Origin of the sequence: Allobosea sp., from assembly GCF_030695125.1 — a bacterium.
Classification (GTDB): Bacteria; Pseudomonadota; Alphaproteobacteria; order Rhizobiales; family Beijerinckiaceae; genus Allobosea.
This window is the reverse complement of sequence record NZ_JAUYTP010000031.1, coordinates 49,504-62,315: the sequence shown is the minus strand read 5'-3', so window position 1 is coordinate 62,315 and position 12,812 is coordinate 49,504. Positions and strand designations below refer to the sequence as shown.

15 protein-coding genes are annotated in these 12,812 nt (G+C 64.6%); 10 read left to right on the top strand and 5 right to left on the bottom strand.

Features of this window, described 5'->3' with window-relative positions:
• The first annotated feature begins 1 nt into the window (after position 1).
• The 5 genes from urtD to Q8S38_RS12195 all read left to right on the top strand — a co-directional run bounded on the left by urtD (position 2) and on the right by Q8S38_RS12195 (position 4,196).
• A complete protein-coding gene (gene urtD / locus Q8S38_RS12215) occupies positions 2-766 on the top strand; it encodes an urea ABC transporter ATP-binding protein UrtD (RefSeq protein ID WP_305680698.1) in 765 nt (254 codons plus the stop codon).
• 2 nt (positions 767-768) lie between these two features.
• Positions 769-1,464, top strand: coding sequence for an urea ABC transporter ATP-binding subunit UrtE (gene urtE / locus Q8S38_RS12210; RefSeq protein WP_305680697.1), 696 nt, complete (start codon positions 769-771; stop codon positions 1,462-1,464).
• A gap of 179 nt (positions 1,465-1,643) precedes the next feature.
• A complete protein-coding gene (ppk2, locus tag Q8S38_RS12205; protein WP_305680696.1) occupies positions 1,644-2,678 on the top strand; it encodes a polyphosphate kinase 2 in 1,035 nt (344 codons plus the stop codon).
• Positions 2,679-2,991: 313 nt separating this feature from the next.
• Complete coding sequence (locus Q8S38_RS12200; protein WP_305680695.1) at positions 2,992-3,246, top strand: hypothetical protein; 255 nt, start codon at positions 2,992-2,994, stop codon at positions 3,244-3,246.
• 71 nt (positions 3,247-3,317) lie between these two features.
• Complete coding sequence (locus tag Q8S38_RS12195) at positions 3,318-4,196, top strand: hypothetical protein (protein WP_305680694.1); 879 nt, start codon at positions 3,318-3,320, stop codon at positions 4,194-4,196.
• Positions 4,197-4,264: 68 nt separating this feature from the next.
• Here the strand turns inward: Q8S38_RS12195 and Q8S38_RS12190 are convergent, their stop codons facing one another.
• Positions 4,265-4,729, bottom strand: a complete 465-nt coding sequence (locus Q8S38_RS12190; protein ID WP_066716475.1) for an Lrp/AsnC family transcriptional regulator — start codon at positions 4,727-4,729, stop codon at positions 4,265-4,267.
• A gap of 158 nt (positions 4,730-4,887) precedes the next feature.
• Here Q8S38_RS12190 and Q8S38_RS12185 point away from each other — a divergent pair, with 158 nt between their 5' ends.
• Positions 4,888-5,898: a 1-aminocyclopropane-1-carboxylate deaminase gene (locus Q8S38_RS12185; RefSeq protein WP_305680693.1), complete on the top strand. Its 1,011-nt coding sequence runs from the start codon at positions 4,888-4,890 to the stop codon at positions 5,896-5,898.
• Positions 5,899-5,903: 5 nt separating this feature from the next.
• The gene (locus Q8S38_RS12180) at positions 5,904-6,206 is read left to right on the top strand and encodes a hypothetical protein (protein WP_305680692.1); all 303 of its coding nucleotides are present in this window, start codon (positions 5,904-5,906) and stop codon (positions 6,204-6,206) included.
• Positions 6,207-6,253: 47 nt separating this feature from the next.
• Here Q8S38_RS12180 and Q8S38_RS12175 read toward each other — a convergent pair whose 3' ends face one another.
• From Q8S38_RS12175 to argH, 4 genes are read right to left on the bottom strand one after another with little or no spacing between them, the layout of a single operon-like run.
• Positions 6,254-7,084: an ABC transporter substrate-binding protein gene (locus tag Q8S38_RS12175; RefSeq protein WP_305680952.1), complete on the bottom strand. Its 831-nt coding sequence runs from the start codon at positions 7,082-7,084 to the stop codon at positions 6,254-6,256.
• A gap of 46 nt (positions 7,085-7,130) precedes the next feature.
• Entirely contained in the window at positions 7,131-7,907 is a 777-nt protein-coding gene (locus Q8S38_RS12170) for an amino acid ABC transporter ATP-binding protein (RefSeq protein ID WP_305680691.1), read from the bottom strand.
• Positions 7,900-8,769 carry an amino acid ABC transporter permease gene (locus tag Q8S38_RS12165; RefSeq protein WP_305680690.1) on the bottom strand — a complete coding sequence of 290 codons (870 nt, stop codon included), beginning with the start codon at positions 8,767-8,769 and terminating at the stop codon, positions 7,900-7,902. The genes Q8S38_RS12170 and Q8S38_RS12165 overlap by 8 nt, the downstream gene beginning before the upstream one ends.
• Positions 8,766-10,190 (bottom strand): argininosuccinate lyase, encoded by a 1,425-nt coding sequence (argH, locus tag Q8S38_RS12160; RefSeq protein ID WP_305680689.1) that lies wholly within the window; start codon positions 10,188-10,190, stop codon positions 8,766-8,768. The genes Q8S38_RS12165 and argH overlap by 4 nt, the downstream gene beginning before the upstream one ends.
• 137 nt (positions 10,191-10,327) lie before the next feature.
• Between argH and Q8S38_RS12155 the strand changes: the two genes are divergently transcribed.
• Genes Q8S38_RS12155 through Q8S38_RS12145 form a run of 3 tightly spaced genes read left to right on the top strand, consistent with a single transcriptional unit; the run spans position 10,328 to position 12,804 of the window.
• Entirely contained in the window at positions 10,328-11,236 is a 909-nt protein-coding gene (locus tag Q8S38_RS12155; protein WP_305680688.1) for a LysR substrate-binding domain-containing protein, read from the top strand.
• Positions 11,237-11,283: 47 nt separating this feature from the next.
• A complete protein-coding gene (gene gnd / locus Q8S38_RS12150; protein ID WP_305680687.1) occupies positions 11,284-12,270 on the top strand; it encodes a phosphogluconate dehydrogenase (NAD(+)-dependent, decarboxylating) in 987 nt (328 codons plus the stop codon).
• 6 nt (positions 12,271-12,276) lie between these two features.
• Positions 12,277-12,804, top strand: a complete 528-nt coding sequence (locus Q8S38_RS12145; RefSeq protein WP_305680686.1) for a gluconokinase — start codon at positions 12,277-12,279, stop codon at positions 12,802-12,804.
• Positions 12,805-12,812 lie beyond the last annotated feature (8 nt).

Genomic DNA, 12,812 nt, shown 5'->3' with positions numbered 1-12,812 from the left:
CATGAACGCTCCCACCCCCGGCCAGCTTACATCGTCACTGCTCTATCTCGACGGCGTCAGCGTCTCCTTCGACGGCTTCAAGGCGATCCGCGGCCTCTCGCTGACGATCGAGCCCGGCGAGATGCGCGCCATCATCGGTCCCAACGGCGCCGGCAAGACGACGATGATGGACATCATCACCGGCAAGACCAAGCCCGATGTCGGCACGGTGATGTTCGGCGGGTCGATCGACCTGACGCGGCTGGACGAGGCGGCGATCGCCAATCTCGGCATCGGCCGCAAGTTCCAGAAGCCCACGGTCTTCGACTTCCACACGATCGAGGACAACATCCTTCTGGCGCTGAAGGCGCAACGCACGGTGGCGCGGACCCTGTTCTGGAAGACGGCGGCCGCGCAGCAGAAGCGCATCGACGACATCCTCGGCATCATCAAGCTGGGCGATGCGCGCGAGCGGCTCGCCGGCTCGCTCTCGCACGGCCAGAAGCAGTGGCTCGAGATCGGCATGCTGCTGGCGCAGGACCCCAAGCTCCTGCTCGTGGACGAGCCCGCCGCCGGCATGACCGACGGCGAGACCGCCGAGACCGCCGTGCTCCTCAAGGAGATCGCCAGGGACCATTCGGTCATCGTCGTCGAGCATGACATGGGCTTCATCCGCGAACTCGGCGTGAAGGTAACGGTGCTGCACGAGGGCTCGGTCCTGGCCGAGGGGCCGCTCGACCAGGTCAGCGCCAATGAGCGCGTCGTCGAAGTCTATCTGGGGCGATGAGCATGCTGACCGTCGACGCCATCGACCTGCATTACGGCGCCGCCCAGGCGCTGCGACGTGTCTCGATCACCGCGCAAGCCGGCAAGGTCACCTGCGTGATGGGCCGCAACGGCGTCGGCAAGACCACGCTGATGCGCGCCATCGTCGGGCAGCAGGCGATCAGCGCGGGCAAGATCTCCTTCGGCGGCGAGGACATCTCGACATTGCGCACCGAGGACCGGGCGCGGGCCGGCATCGGCTTCGTGCCGCAGGGCCGCGAGGTCTTTCCGCTGCTCAGCGTCAAGGAAAACCTCGAGACGGGCTTCGCGCCGCTGCCGCGGCGGGAGCGCTATGTCCCCGACGAACTCTTCGACCTGTTCCCCGTGCTCAAATCCATGCTGGGCCGACGCGGCGGAGACCTCTCGGGAGGCCAGCAGCAGCAACTCGCCATCGCGCGGGCGCTGGTGACCCGACCCAAACTGCTGGTGCTGGACGAGCCGACCGAGGGCATCCAGCCCTCGATCATCAAGGATATCGGCCGCGCGATCGACTATCTGCGCTCCAGGGGCGACATGGCGATCGTGCTGGTCGAGCAGTATTTCGACTTCGCCCGCGACCTCGCCGACACGATGTTCGTGATGGACCGCGGCGAGGTCGTGCTCTCGGGCGCGATGAAGGACCTCGACGCCAATCAGGTCCAGCGCCTGATCCAGGTCTGAGCGTCGCCCGCGGCGGATTGATCCAGATCATGGCGACGCTGCGTCAATTACAGGGACACTCCTCGAAAGCGGGCCGGCGGCCCATGCGAGGGAGATTGATCGTGGCGACCCGTCGACAGCCCTCAGCCGGTGCCGCGCGTCGGCAGCCCCGCCCAGCGCCGAAATCCGTCGAGCCCGCCATGACCGCCGACGGCATCGAGGCCGGGCTGGCCGCGGAACGGACGGAAGCGGTCCAGGAAGCGCAGATCGCCGCCATCGCCTCGGTGTCCGGCGAGGCCGATGCGGCAGAGGGAATCGATGCCATCCTCGCGGGCGCCGCTCCCGACGACGCGCGCCGAATGCGCAGCGCGCTCGGCCTGCCGAAGGCGCCGGGGAAGACGCGCGAGACCAGCGACGAATTGTCGGGCGACTGGCGCCAGGGCGCCTATCCCTATCGCTACAAGATGCTGCGCAAGGACTATGAGCGCGACAAGTTCAGGCTGCAGTCCGAACTGCTCAAGCTTCAGACCTGGGTGAAGGAGTCGCGCCAGCGCGTCGTCATCCTGTTCGAGGGCCGCGATGCGGCCGGCAAGGGCGGCGCCATCAAGCGCTTCATGGAGCATCTGAACCCGCGTGGCGCCCGGGTGGTGGCGCTGGAGAAGCCCAGCGAGGTCGAGCGCGGCCAGTGGTACTTCCAGCGCTATGTCCAGCATCTGCCGACGACCGGCGAGATCGTCCTGTTCGACCGCAGCTGGTACAACCGGGCCGGCGTCGAGCGCGTCATGGGCTTCTGCTCCGACACCGAATACCGCGAGTTCCTGCGCCAGGCGCCGGAGTTCGAGCGAAACCTGGTGCGCAGCGGCATCCATCTGATCAAGTTCTGGTTCTCGGTCAGCCGCGACGAGCAGCATCGGCGCTTCAAGGAGCGCGAGGCCCATCCGCTGAAGCAGTGGAAGCTCTCGCCCGTCGATCTCGCCAGCCTCGACAAATGGGACGACTACACGGCGGCCAAGGAGGCGATGTTCTTCGCCACCGACACGGCGGATTCGCCCTGGACGGTGGTGAAGTCCGACGACAAGAAGCGGGCGCGCCTCAATGCGTTCCGCTATGTGCTGCGCTCGCTGCCCTATGCCGGCAAGGACGTCGACCGCATCGGCGCCGTCGATACGCTGCTCGTCGGCCGCGCCAATTTCGTCTACGAGCGCGACGAGCAGGTGCCGGGCCAGCCAGGCTGAGGTCACGCTCGTCCGTCGGCCCCGCCGCCACCTCGCCGACTCGATGTTGGTGAAGGACCGCGCCGAGGTCGTACTGTCGGGGCCGCTGAAGGAGCGCGGTGCCCATCAGGTTCAGCGGCTGATCCGGGCGTAGGTGGTGCCTGAGGTAGTTCCGTCAGAATCGACCGCCACATTTGCCGAAAGCTTATGTCGGGGCCGTAGGGTACTGCTGGATGACTGTCTGCTCCAAAGGTGGCACTGGGTAGCGTTGACCACTACATGGGTTGATCCAACATCCTTCCGTGCTCAGTCTCACTTCGTGGAGGGCGATTCGATGCAGGTAGATTGGGAAAGCGAAGTGAGAGCGGTGTCGGCTGTGGCCTTAGCAACCTCAGTAGCAGCGCTTGCAATGCAGGTTTTCACGCTTTCTGGAACACATCCGAATGGCGAGGTTTCTCTAAGAAATATGCTTAAACGTGTTGCTCCCGACGGCATCAGCGATCATGTCCTTGAGGCTGCAGAGGGGCTACTTGCAAATGCGTTGTTGGAAGCGGAGGCCCTAAAGGGCAGGTTCGTTGCCAAGCAGTAGTGTAACATAAGAATATGATTTTTAATTGTGGTTTTTTATCCTTGTAGTATTTCTAAAAGGATATGTGTTGAATGAAGCGTCGGCGTGGGGACTGGCATTTGGTGCATGTTGCATCCAAAAAATCTTCTCTGTCTATTAATTTTATATGCGTGCTTGGCGCTGAGGATTCGCAGCAGATAATTGAAGATTCTCAATCGGTTCATAGAGCTTTTGCCTCAATGGCTGTCTCGCGTTCCGTTATTGCAAACCGGAACGAATTGCTAAAGTCAGTTGTCGATATAGCAAGTAGATATTTTGATGGCGGACGCGATCAAAAAGAAATACTTAGCGATGCGCATTTTGAGATATCGAGGCAGTTCTCGAATATGTGCAGCATGTTTAGATCGTTTATAGACCATTCCGATAGATACATGTTGTACCGATTTGGAAGGGAATCAATTGAATTTGAGGCATGGAAGATTATATTAAAGGATGAGTATGATAAAAATTTAAGCTATAAATTGATGTATTATATGAGAAATTACATTCAGCATTATGATATGCCTCCAATTTCAATAAATATATCTCAATCTAAGTCAAAAGAAGGTTTGATATTAAGTATAATATTCAAATTAGAGAATTTGTTTGAAGATGATTTTATCAGAAGGAAGCTTTCAGGTTATATTGGGAATAAAAAGACAATTCCACTGCTTAACCTAATAAAAGAGTGGGAGAATTGTTTTTTCAAGTTGGAGAAGTATATAGAGAATTCCAGAAGGCGTGATTCTCTTGAGAATGCTAGACGCATAGTTGCGATCCGAGGTAAATTCGCGATCCCGGATGGCGGTAGTATTGGAGTTTGTTTGCTTCCAAAAAATAAGAATAAATCTTCAGTTCTTAAATTGTCTATAAGTTGGATTGATGAAGATAAGGCCGATTATGTTTTGGATGTTGAGGGTGTGACGAATTAAAGTTCGATTTTATATATTTTTTGGTGAAATCGTCAATTGGGTGATGGTCGGATTATAAGATTTATAATTCAGAACGCCAGCGGCGCGTTGTCGACGACCTCCTTCATCACAAAGAAGGTCCGCGTCTGGCGCACGCCGGGCAGCGCGATCAGCTTGTCCCCGTGGAGCTTGTTGAAATCCGCCATGTCGCGCACGCGGATCTTCAGGATGTAGTCGAAATCACCCGCGACGATGTGGCAGTCGAGCACGACCGGCATCGCGCGGATCGCCGCCTCGAAATCCCCGAAGCTCTCCGGCGTCGAGCGGTCCAGCACCACGCCGACGAAGGCGAGCGTGCCCATCTCGACCTTTTGCGGCGAGACCTGCGCCCGCACACCCGTGACGTAACCCTCCGCGAACAGGCGCTGGATGCGCCTGTGGCAGGTGGCAGCGCTGGTGTTCACGCGCTTGGCGATCTCGGCATTGCCCATCCGGCCATCGCTCTGCAGCAGCCGCAGAATCTTGAGGTCGGTCCGGTCGAGTTTGGGCTCCATGAAAGGATCTTCCGAAAAAGGGGATCAGTCAGAGAGCTATAACAGACAATGGGATCAAACGCGGCGTCAAGGCGCCATTCCAGGCCCCAACTTCGGAAGCACCTTTCAGGCGATTTTCGCTAGTTTTTCCGGAGTTCAATCTGGAGCAGGCAAGAATCATGCTGTCGAAATTCGAGCGTTACCCGCTGACCTTCGGCCCGACGCCGATCGAGCCGCTGCCGCGTTTGTCTGCCCATCTCGGCGGCGAGGTCGAGCTCTTCGCCAAGCGCGAGGACTGCAATTCCGGTCTCGCCTTCGGCGGCAACAAGCTGCGCAAGCTCGAATACATCGTGCCGGATGCGATCGCGTCCGGCGCCGACACGCTGGTCTCGATCGGCGGCGTCCAGTCGAACCACACCCGCATGGTCGCCGCGACCGCCGCCAAGATCGGCATGAAGTGCCGTCTCGTACAGGAAAGCTGGGTTCCCCATGAGGATGCCGTCTACGACCGCGTCGGCAACATCCTGATGTCGCGGGTGATGGGCGCCGACGTCCAGCTCGTCGACGAGGGCTTCGACATCGGCATCCGCCAGAGCTGGGAGAATGCGCTGGCCGATGTGAAGGCCAAGGGCGGCATGCCCTATCCGATCCCCGCCGGTGCCTCCGTCCACAAGTTCGGCGGCCTCGGCTATGTCGGCTTCGCCGAGGAGGTGAGGGCGCAGGAGGCGCAGCTCGGCCTCCGGTTCGACTACATCGTTGTCTGCACCGTGACGGGCTCGACCCATGCCGGCATGGTCGTCGGTTTCGCGAAGGATGGCCGCCAGCGCAACGTCATCGGCATCGACGCCTCCTTCACCCCGGCCCAGACCAGGGCGCAGGTGCTCGACATCGCGCAGAAGACCTCGGCCCTGATCGGCGGCAAGGACATCGTCGCAGACGACATCGTCCTGAACGAGGACTACGCCTACCCGGTCTACGGCGTCCCCTCGCAGGAGACCATCGAAGCGATCCGCCTCTCCGCCCGGCTCGAGGGCATGATGACCGACCCCGTCTATGAGGGGAAATCGATGCAGGGCATGATCGACCTCGTGAAGAAGGGCTTCTTCCCGGCCGGATCGAAGGTGCTCTACGCCCATCTCGGCGGCGTGCCTGCAATCAACGGCTACAGCTACACCTTCCGTAACGGCTGACGGCGATGGAGGTCGTCCTCCTCATCGAGTTCGAGGCCGCAGCGCCCGGGCGCGCCGCCCTGCTGGAGCGGGTCGGGGCGCTCGCCCTCTCGGGACAGGCCAGGCTCAGCTTCGTCGGAACCGAAGCCGGAGGCCCGGGAGAGGCCGGGCGCGACATCGTCGCGATCGGGCTGCAACGCGCGGCCGCGGCCGCCGGTCTGATCGAGCGCTGGCGCGGCGAGGGCGTCCTCACGGACACGACCCGGACGCGCCTGCTGCGCGTCCAGCCGCTCTGGTCGATCGAACCGCTCGCCCTGATGTTCCCCTGACACCCTGCCCCGGCGCGCCTTCGCGCGACGGGGCAGGGTGTCAGTCCTCACTTGCCTTCGTTGACCGTGATCTTCGGCAGGGCGCTGGTCTGCAGGCCGTACTTCACGAAGATCGCGTCATAGGCGCCCTTGGCCTTGAGCCGGTCGAGCGCGCCCTTGACCGCGTCGCGCAGCTGGTTGCCCTCGGCCGTCTTGGCGAAGGGGATGCCGGCGCGGACATCGGTGAAGGGCGTGCCCAGCGGCACATAGGTGTTGGGCTCGAGCTTGAGGAAATAGGGCATCGTCTCGCTGCCCTGGACGGCCGCCTGCAGCCGCTGCGTCTTGAGCTGCGTGCGGGCGTCGACCGAGCCTTCGGTGCCGACGACGGTCATCGGCGGCTTGCCCTTGGCGACGCAGTTGGCCTGGCTCCACTTCTCCATCTCGGCCGGCCAGGTGGTGGACCGGCTGGCGCCCACGCTCTTGCCGCAGAGGTCGTCGGTGGTCTTGATGCCGCCGGCGGCCAGCGCCGTGATCGTGTAGAACTGCGCGCCCGACGAGAAATAGTCGACGAAATCGACGGTCTCGCGCCGCGCCGGATTGTCCGACATGCCGGCCATGACCATGTCGACGCGGCCCGTCTGCAGCGAGGGCAGCATCTGCGCGAAGGCGGTTTCCTGCCATTCGATCTTGACGCCGAGTTCGGCGCCGATCGCCAAGCCGAGCTCGATATCGAGCCCGGTCAGCGTGTTGGTCGCCGGATCCTTGAAGGTGATCGGCGGGTAGTTCGGCTGCGTCGCGACCATGATCTTGCCGGCGGTCTTGATGCGGGCGGGAAGTTCCTGGGCCGACACGGCGGCAGGCAGGACGAAGGCAAGCGCGGCGATCAGGCTGCGGGTCATCTGGGACATGGGAAACTCCTCTGGCGGCGGCTCGAAAAGGGGTGGGTCAGCTCAGGACGGCGGCGATGAAGTCGCGGGTGCGTTGCTGTTGCGGCGCACCGAGCACCTGGGCCGGCGGCCCCTGCTCGACGAGCCGGCCCTGATCCATGAAGACGACGCGGCTGGCGACCTCGCGGGCGAAGCCGAGCTCATGCGTCACCACGATCATGGTCATGCCGCTCCGGGCGAGGTCGCGCATCACGGCGAGCACCTCGCCGACGAGTTCGGGATCGAGTGCCGAGGTCGGCTCGTCGAACAGCATCAGGCGCGGCTGCATCGCCAGCGCGCGGGCAATGGCGACGCGCTGCTGCTGGCCGCCGGAGAGTTCGGACGGGTAGGCGTCGCGCTTCTCGGCCAGGCCGACACGGGAAAGCAGCGCCTCGGCTTCGGCGATCGCGTCACGCCTGGGGCGCTTCAGGACCGTCACCGGCCCCTCGACGATGTTCTGCAGCGCCGTCATATGGGCAAACAGGTTGAAGCGCTGGAAGACCATGCCGCTCGCCAGCCTCTGCCGGGCGATGTCGCGGTCGGTCAGCTCGACCAGCCGGCTGCCATCCTGCCGGAAGCCGGCGAGGTCGCCATCGACCCAGATCGCGCCGGAATCGATGCGCTCCAGCTGGTTGATGCAGCGCAGGAGCGTTGATTTGCCCGACCCGGACGGGCCGACGATGCAGACGACCTCGCCCTGGGCGATGTCGAGCGAGACGTCGTCGAGCGCCGCCAGGGTGCCGAAGCGCTTGGTGACCGACAGGGCCTTCACCATCGGGATCGTGGTCTCAGCCATGTCGCCCTCCCGCGCCGGCGCGCCCCTTGGCGAAATGCCGTTCGAGCGCGATCTGGCCCAGCGACAGGATCGACACCACGATCAGATACCAGCCTGCGGCCACGATCAGCAATTCGATGACGCGGGCATTGGCGTAGTAGATCGTCTGGGCGTTGCGCAGGATCTCGGAGAACTGGATCACGCTGGCGATCGAGGTCAGCTTGACCATGCTGACGACCTCGTTTCCGACGGGCGGGATGATGACCCGCATCGCCTGCGGCAGCACGATGCGGCGCAACGTCGTCAGCCGGGTCATGCCGATCGTCTTGGCGGCTTCGGTCTGGCCATGATCGACCGAGAGGATGCCCGAGCGCACGACTTCGGCCGTATAGGCGCCCTGGTTGATGCCGAGACCCAAAAGCGTCGCCATGAACGGCCCGATCACGTCGATGGTCCGGGCCGAGAACAGGCCGGGGATACCGATGGTCGGAAACACCAGCGCGAGATTGAACCAGATCAGCAATTGCAGGATCAGCGGCGTGCCGCGGAAGAACCAGATGTAGAAGGCGGCGCAGCCGCGCATCACGCCATTGGGCGACATCGCCATGATCGCGAAGACGACACCGAGCGTGATGCCGAGCGCCATGGCGCAGATCGTCATGATGACGGTGTTGACGAGCCCGCCGAGGATCGCGGGTGCGGTGAAGAACTGGCCGACGACCTTCCAGGCGATGTCGCCCTCGGCAAAAGCCTTGATCACCAGCGCCAGCGCCAGCAGCACGAGCGCAGCCGACAGCCAGCGCCCGAGATGCAGGCGCCCGACGCGGGGAAGGTTCAGGATGGCGGGGTCGAAGGCCGGAGCCTGCCGCGCGGGCTGCGTCATGGCGTCGGTCCCCGATAGTCCTGCGCCCAGGCGCGCTGCCGGGCCAGATCGCGCGACAGCCGCTCGATCTGCTCGGCCACCCGTGCAGGCGACGTGCCACCCTTGGCCATGCGCGCCTCGAGCGCGGCCTCCAGGGTGAGATGCTCTCGGATATCGGGCGTCAGGCGCGGATCGATAGCTGCCAAAGCGGCATCGTCGATCTCGTGGAGTTCGCAGTCGCGCTCTTCGCAGAGCCGGACCAGCGCGCCGGTGATGTCATGTGCCGTGCTGAAGGGCACGCCCTTGCGCGCCAGGAAATCGGCGACCTCGGTCGCGAGCGTGAAGCCCTGCGAGGCGGCCTTCCGCATCGTTTCGGTGTTGACGGTCATCGTCGCCATCATGCCGGCCATCGCCGGCAGCACCAGAGCCAGCCCGTCGACGGCCTCGAAGGCCGCGCGCTTATCCTCGGCGAGGTCGCGGTTGTAGGACAAGGGCAGGCTTTTCAGCGCCGCCAGCATCGTTGTGACGCCGCCGATCAGCCGGGCCGAGCGGCCGCGCGTCAGCTCGGCGATGTCGGGGTTCTTCTTCTGCGGCATGATCGAGGAGCCGGTCGCGAAGGAGTCATGCAGCGAAATCCAGCGATAGGGCTGCGTGCACCAGATCACGACCTCCTCCGCCAGGCGCGAGAGATGGACCGCCAGCATCGCCGCGACGAACAGGAACTCGGCGACATGGTCGCGAGCACCGACCGCGTCGACCGAATTCTCGAAGGAGGCGTCGTAGCCGAGCTCCTCGGCCGAGAGCTCGGGATTGAGCGCGATCGCCGAGCCCGCCAGAGCCGCCGCGCCCAGGGGCGAGACGGCGTTGCGCGCGTCCCAGTCCATCAGCCGGCTGGCATCGCGTGAGAATGCCTGGGCATGGGCCATGAGATGGTGGCCGAAGGTGATCGGCTGGGCCGCCTGGAGATGGGTGACGCCGGGCACGGGCGTCGCCTTGTGGGCCTGCGATTGCGCGACGAGCGCATCCTGCAGCGCCAGCAGATCCGCCATCAGGGTCCGGGCGCGGTGGCGCAGGAACAGCTTGAGATCGTTCGCCGCCTGGTCGTTGCGCGAGCGTCCGGCGCGGATCTTGCCACCGAGCGGCCCGAGCTTCTGGGTCAGCACCCTCTCGAGGAAGGTGTGGACGTCCTCGTCCTCCGGCCAGGGCTCGATCAAGCCGGCGGCATGCTGCTGCGCCACCTCGTCGATCGCGCTCAGGATCGTCGCGATCTCGGCATCGTCGAGCAATCCGGCGCGGCCGAGCTCGCGGATATGGGCGCGCGAACCGGCGAGGTCATAGGGCGCGAGCCGGAAATAGCTCGGCTCCGAGCGCGAAAGCCGGGTCAGCGACGGATCGGGCTCGGCGCTAAAGCGGCCGCCCCAGAGGCGCAAGGGCTGGTTCACGGGTCCACTCCGGCACGATGTCTCTGCGCATCAGCCTAGGGCGAGGACGGTCACGCCGGCAAAGGAGATGATTTCCCACCATCATTCCATTTCGGAATACCACTTTGCCTGATCCGCCGAGTCTTCTAGGGTGGGGCATGACCGGGCTTTCGCACCCTTTGCCATCGACCACCGGCCTGCGCGTCGTCGAGGCCGTGGCGCGCCACGCATCCTGCTCGGGCGCGGCACTCGAACTCAACATGACGCAGAGCGCGGTCAGCAAGCAGCTCAAGGCCGTGGAGCAGATCGTCGGCATGCCCCTGTTTCGGCGCAACCGTCGCGGGCTGGAGCCGACCGAGGCCGGCCGCGCCTTCATCGCCCCGGCGCGTGCTGTCCTGGCCGGGCTGGTCGCCGCCGTCGCCGGGCTGGCGCCGTTTCGCCCGGCGCAGCACCGCGTCAGGCTGCATGTGCTGCCGATCCTCGGTGATCGCTGGCTGGTGCCGCGCTTCTCGGGCTTCTCCGACCGCCACCCCGAGATCGACGTCCAGTTCACCACCTTCGTCACGCAGGACACCAGCGAGCCGCCCGACGCCGTCTTCCGCTTCGGCGAAGGCGACTGGCCCGGCCAGGTCTGCGACTATCTCTTCGGGCGCGACGTCGCGCTGGTCGGCGCGCCCGATGCGATCGCACGGTTCGGCGGCATCGCGGGCGCGGCCGATGTGGCGCGTTTCCCGGTGCTCGACCATTTCCAGACGCCGCTGCGCTGGAGCGAATTCGGCGAGGCCAACGGCGTCGCAGGCCTCGCGCCGCAGCGCGTGATTCGCTTCGGCTTCTACGCGCTGGTCATCCGGGCCGCGATCGCCGGACAGGGGCTCGCCCTGGTGCCCCGGTCGCTGGTCGGCGACGAACTGGCGAGCGGGCAGCTCGTCAACCCCGCCAGCCTCGGCTTTCGCAGCCGCAACGGCTATTGGCTGACGTTTCCCGCGGAGCGACCGCCGAGCCCGGCTTTCGTGCTGTTGCGGGACTGGCTTGTCGCGGAGGCAGCAGGGATGCGAGAAGCGCGCTGAACGGCCGTAGCCTCGCATCGCGAGGGCGGCGACGAAAGGGTCTCTCGATGCAGCTTGGAGTGATCGGCCTCGGCCGGATGGGTGGCAACATCGTGCGCCGGTTGATGCGCGCCGGTCATGATTGCGTGGTCTATGACCGCGATCCCAAGCCCGGCGCAGCGCTCGCCGCCGACGGCGCCGTGCTGGCATCCGACCTCGCCGATATGGTCGCCAAGATGGCCGCGCCGCGCGCGATCTGGGTCATGCTGCCAGCGGGCAAGATCACCGAGGCGACGCTGACCGAGCTTTCGGACCTGCTCTCCCCGGGCGACACGCTGATCGACGGCGGCAACGCCTTCTGGAAGGACGATGTCCGCCGCGGGCGCGAGCTGGCGGCCAAGGGCCTGCACTACATGGATGTCGGCACCTCGGGCGGCGTCCATGGCCTCGATCGCGGCTACTGCCTGATGATCGGCGGCGACAAGGCGGCGTTCGAGCGGCTGGAGCCGATTTTCGCGACGCTCGCGCCCGGCAAGGGCGAGATCGAGCCGACCAAGCATCGCGACGGGCGCAACCCCACCAGCGAGGAGGGCTATCTGCATTGCGGCCCGGTCGGCTCCGGCCACTTCGTCAAGATGGTCCATAACGGCATCGAGTACGGCATGATGCAGGCCTTCGCGGAAGGCTTCGACCTGCTGCGCAACGCCTCCGCCAAGGAGGGCCTGCCGCCCGAATACGGCTTCGACTTCGACACTGCCGAGATCGCCGAGGTCTGGCGTCGCGGCTCGGTCGTGACCTCCTGGCTGCTGGATCTCACCGCCGAGGCCCTGGCCGCCGACGAGGATCTCTCCGCCTATTCCGGCAATGTCTCCGATTCCGGCGAGGGCCGCTGGACCGTCGACGCTGCCGTCGAGACCGCGACCCCGGCCGAAGTCCTGACCTCGGCGCTGTTTGCCCGCTTCCGCTCGCGCGTCGACCACACCTTCGGCGAGAAGGTGCTCTCGGCGATGCGCGCCGGCTTCGGCGGCCATGTCGAACCCAAAAAGCAGGGCTGACGCCGGATGGTTGCCTCGAACACGGCCGTGGAGCCGGCCGTCATCGTCGTCATGGGCGTCGCCAGCTCGGGCAAGACTTCGCTCGGCGAACGTCTCGCCGGCCAGCTCGGCTGGCCCTTCCGCGACGCCGATTCGTTCCACCCGCCCGAAAACGTCGCCAAGATGGCCGGCGGCACGCCGCTGAACGACGAGGACCGCAAGCCCTGGCTCGCCGCCATCGCGGCCTGGATCGACGATCTGCGCAGCACCGGCCGCAACGGCATCGTCACCTGTTCGGCGCTGAAGCGCGCCTATCGGCTCGTCATCGTCGGCGATAGGCAGGATGTCGCGCTGGTCTATCTGAAGGGCTCACGCGCATTGATCGGCGAGCGCATGGCCTCCCGCCAGCACCATTTCATGCCCACCGCCTTGCTCGACAGCCAGTTCGCCGCGCTGGAAGAGCCGGGCGCGGACGAAAACCCGCTCGTGGTCTCGGTCGAATCCTCGAAGGACGCGATCGTGTCCGATGTGATGACGCGGCTGGGGCTGGGCTGACGCCCAGG

Bases quoted from the DNA above. Each gene is read 5' to 3' on its own strand.
- urtD (WP_305680698.1), top strand. From the start codon at position 2: ATGAACGCTCCCACCCCCGGCCAGCTTACATCGTCACTGCTCTATCTC.
- urtE (WP_305680697.1), top strand. From the start codon at position 769: ATGCTGACCGTCGACGCCATCGACCTGCATTACGGCGCCGCCCAGGCG.
- ppk2 (WP_305680696.1), top strand. From the start codon at position 1,644: ATGACCGCCGACGGCATCGAGGCCGGGCTGGCCGCGGAACGGACGGAA.
- Q8S38_RS12200 (WP_305680695.1), top strand. From the start codon at position 2,992: ATGCAGGTAGATTGGGAAAGCGAAGTGAGAGCGGTGTCGGCTGTGGCC.
- Q8S38_RS12195 (WP_305680694.1), top strand. From the start codon at position 3,318: ATGAAGCGTCGGCGTGGGGACTGGCATTTGGTGCATGTTGCATCCAAA.
- Q8S38_RS12190 (WP_066716475.1), bottom strand. From the start codon at position 4,729: ATGGAGCCCAAACTCGACCGGACCGACCTCAAGATTCTGCGGCTGCTG.
- Q8S38_RS12185 (WP_305680693.1), top strand. From the start codon at position 4,888: ATGCTGTCGAAATTCGAGCGTTACCCGCTGACCTTCGGCCCGACGCCG.
- Q8S38_RS12180 (WP_305680692.1), top strand. From the start codon at position 5,904: ATGGAGGTCGTCCTCCTCATCGAGTTCGAGGCCGCAGCGCCCGGGCGC.
- Q8S38_RS12175 (WP_305680952.1), bottom strand. From the start codon at position 7,084: ATGACCCGCAGCCTGATCGCCGCGCTTGCCTTCGTCCTGCCTGCCGCC.
- Q8S38_RS12170 (WP_305680691.1), bottom strand. From the start codon at position 7,907: ATGGCTGAGACCACGATCCCGATGGTGAAGGCCCTGTCGGTCACCAAG.
- Q8S38_RS12165 (WP_305680690.1), bottom strand. From the start codon at position 8,769: ATGACGCAGCCCGCGCGGCAGGCTCCGGCCTTCGACCCCGCCATCCTG.
- Q8S38_RS12155 (WP_305680688.1), top strand. From the start codon at position 10,328: ATGACCGGGCTTTCGCACCCTTTGCCATCGACCACCGGCCTGCGCGTC.
- gnd (WP_305680687.1), top strand. From the start codon at position 11,284: ATGCAGCTTGGAGTGATCGGCCTCGGCCGGATGGGTGGCAACATCGTG.
- Q8S38_RS12145 (WP_305680686.1), top strand. From the start codon at position 12,277: ATGGTTGCCTCGAACACGGCCGTGGAGCCGGCCGTCATCGTCGTCATG.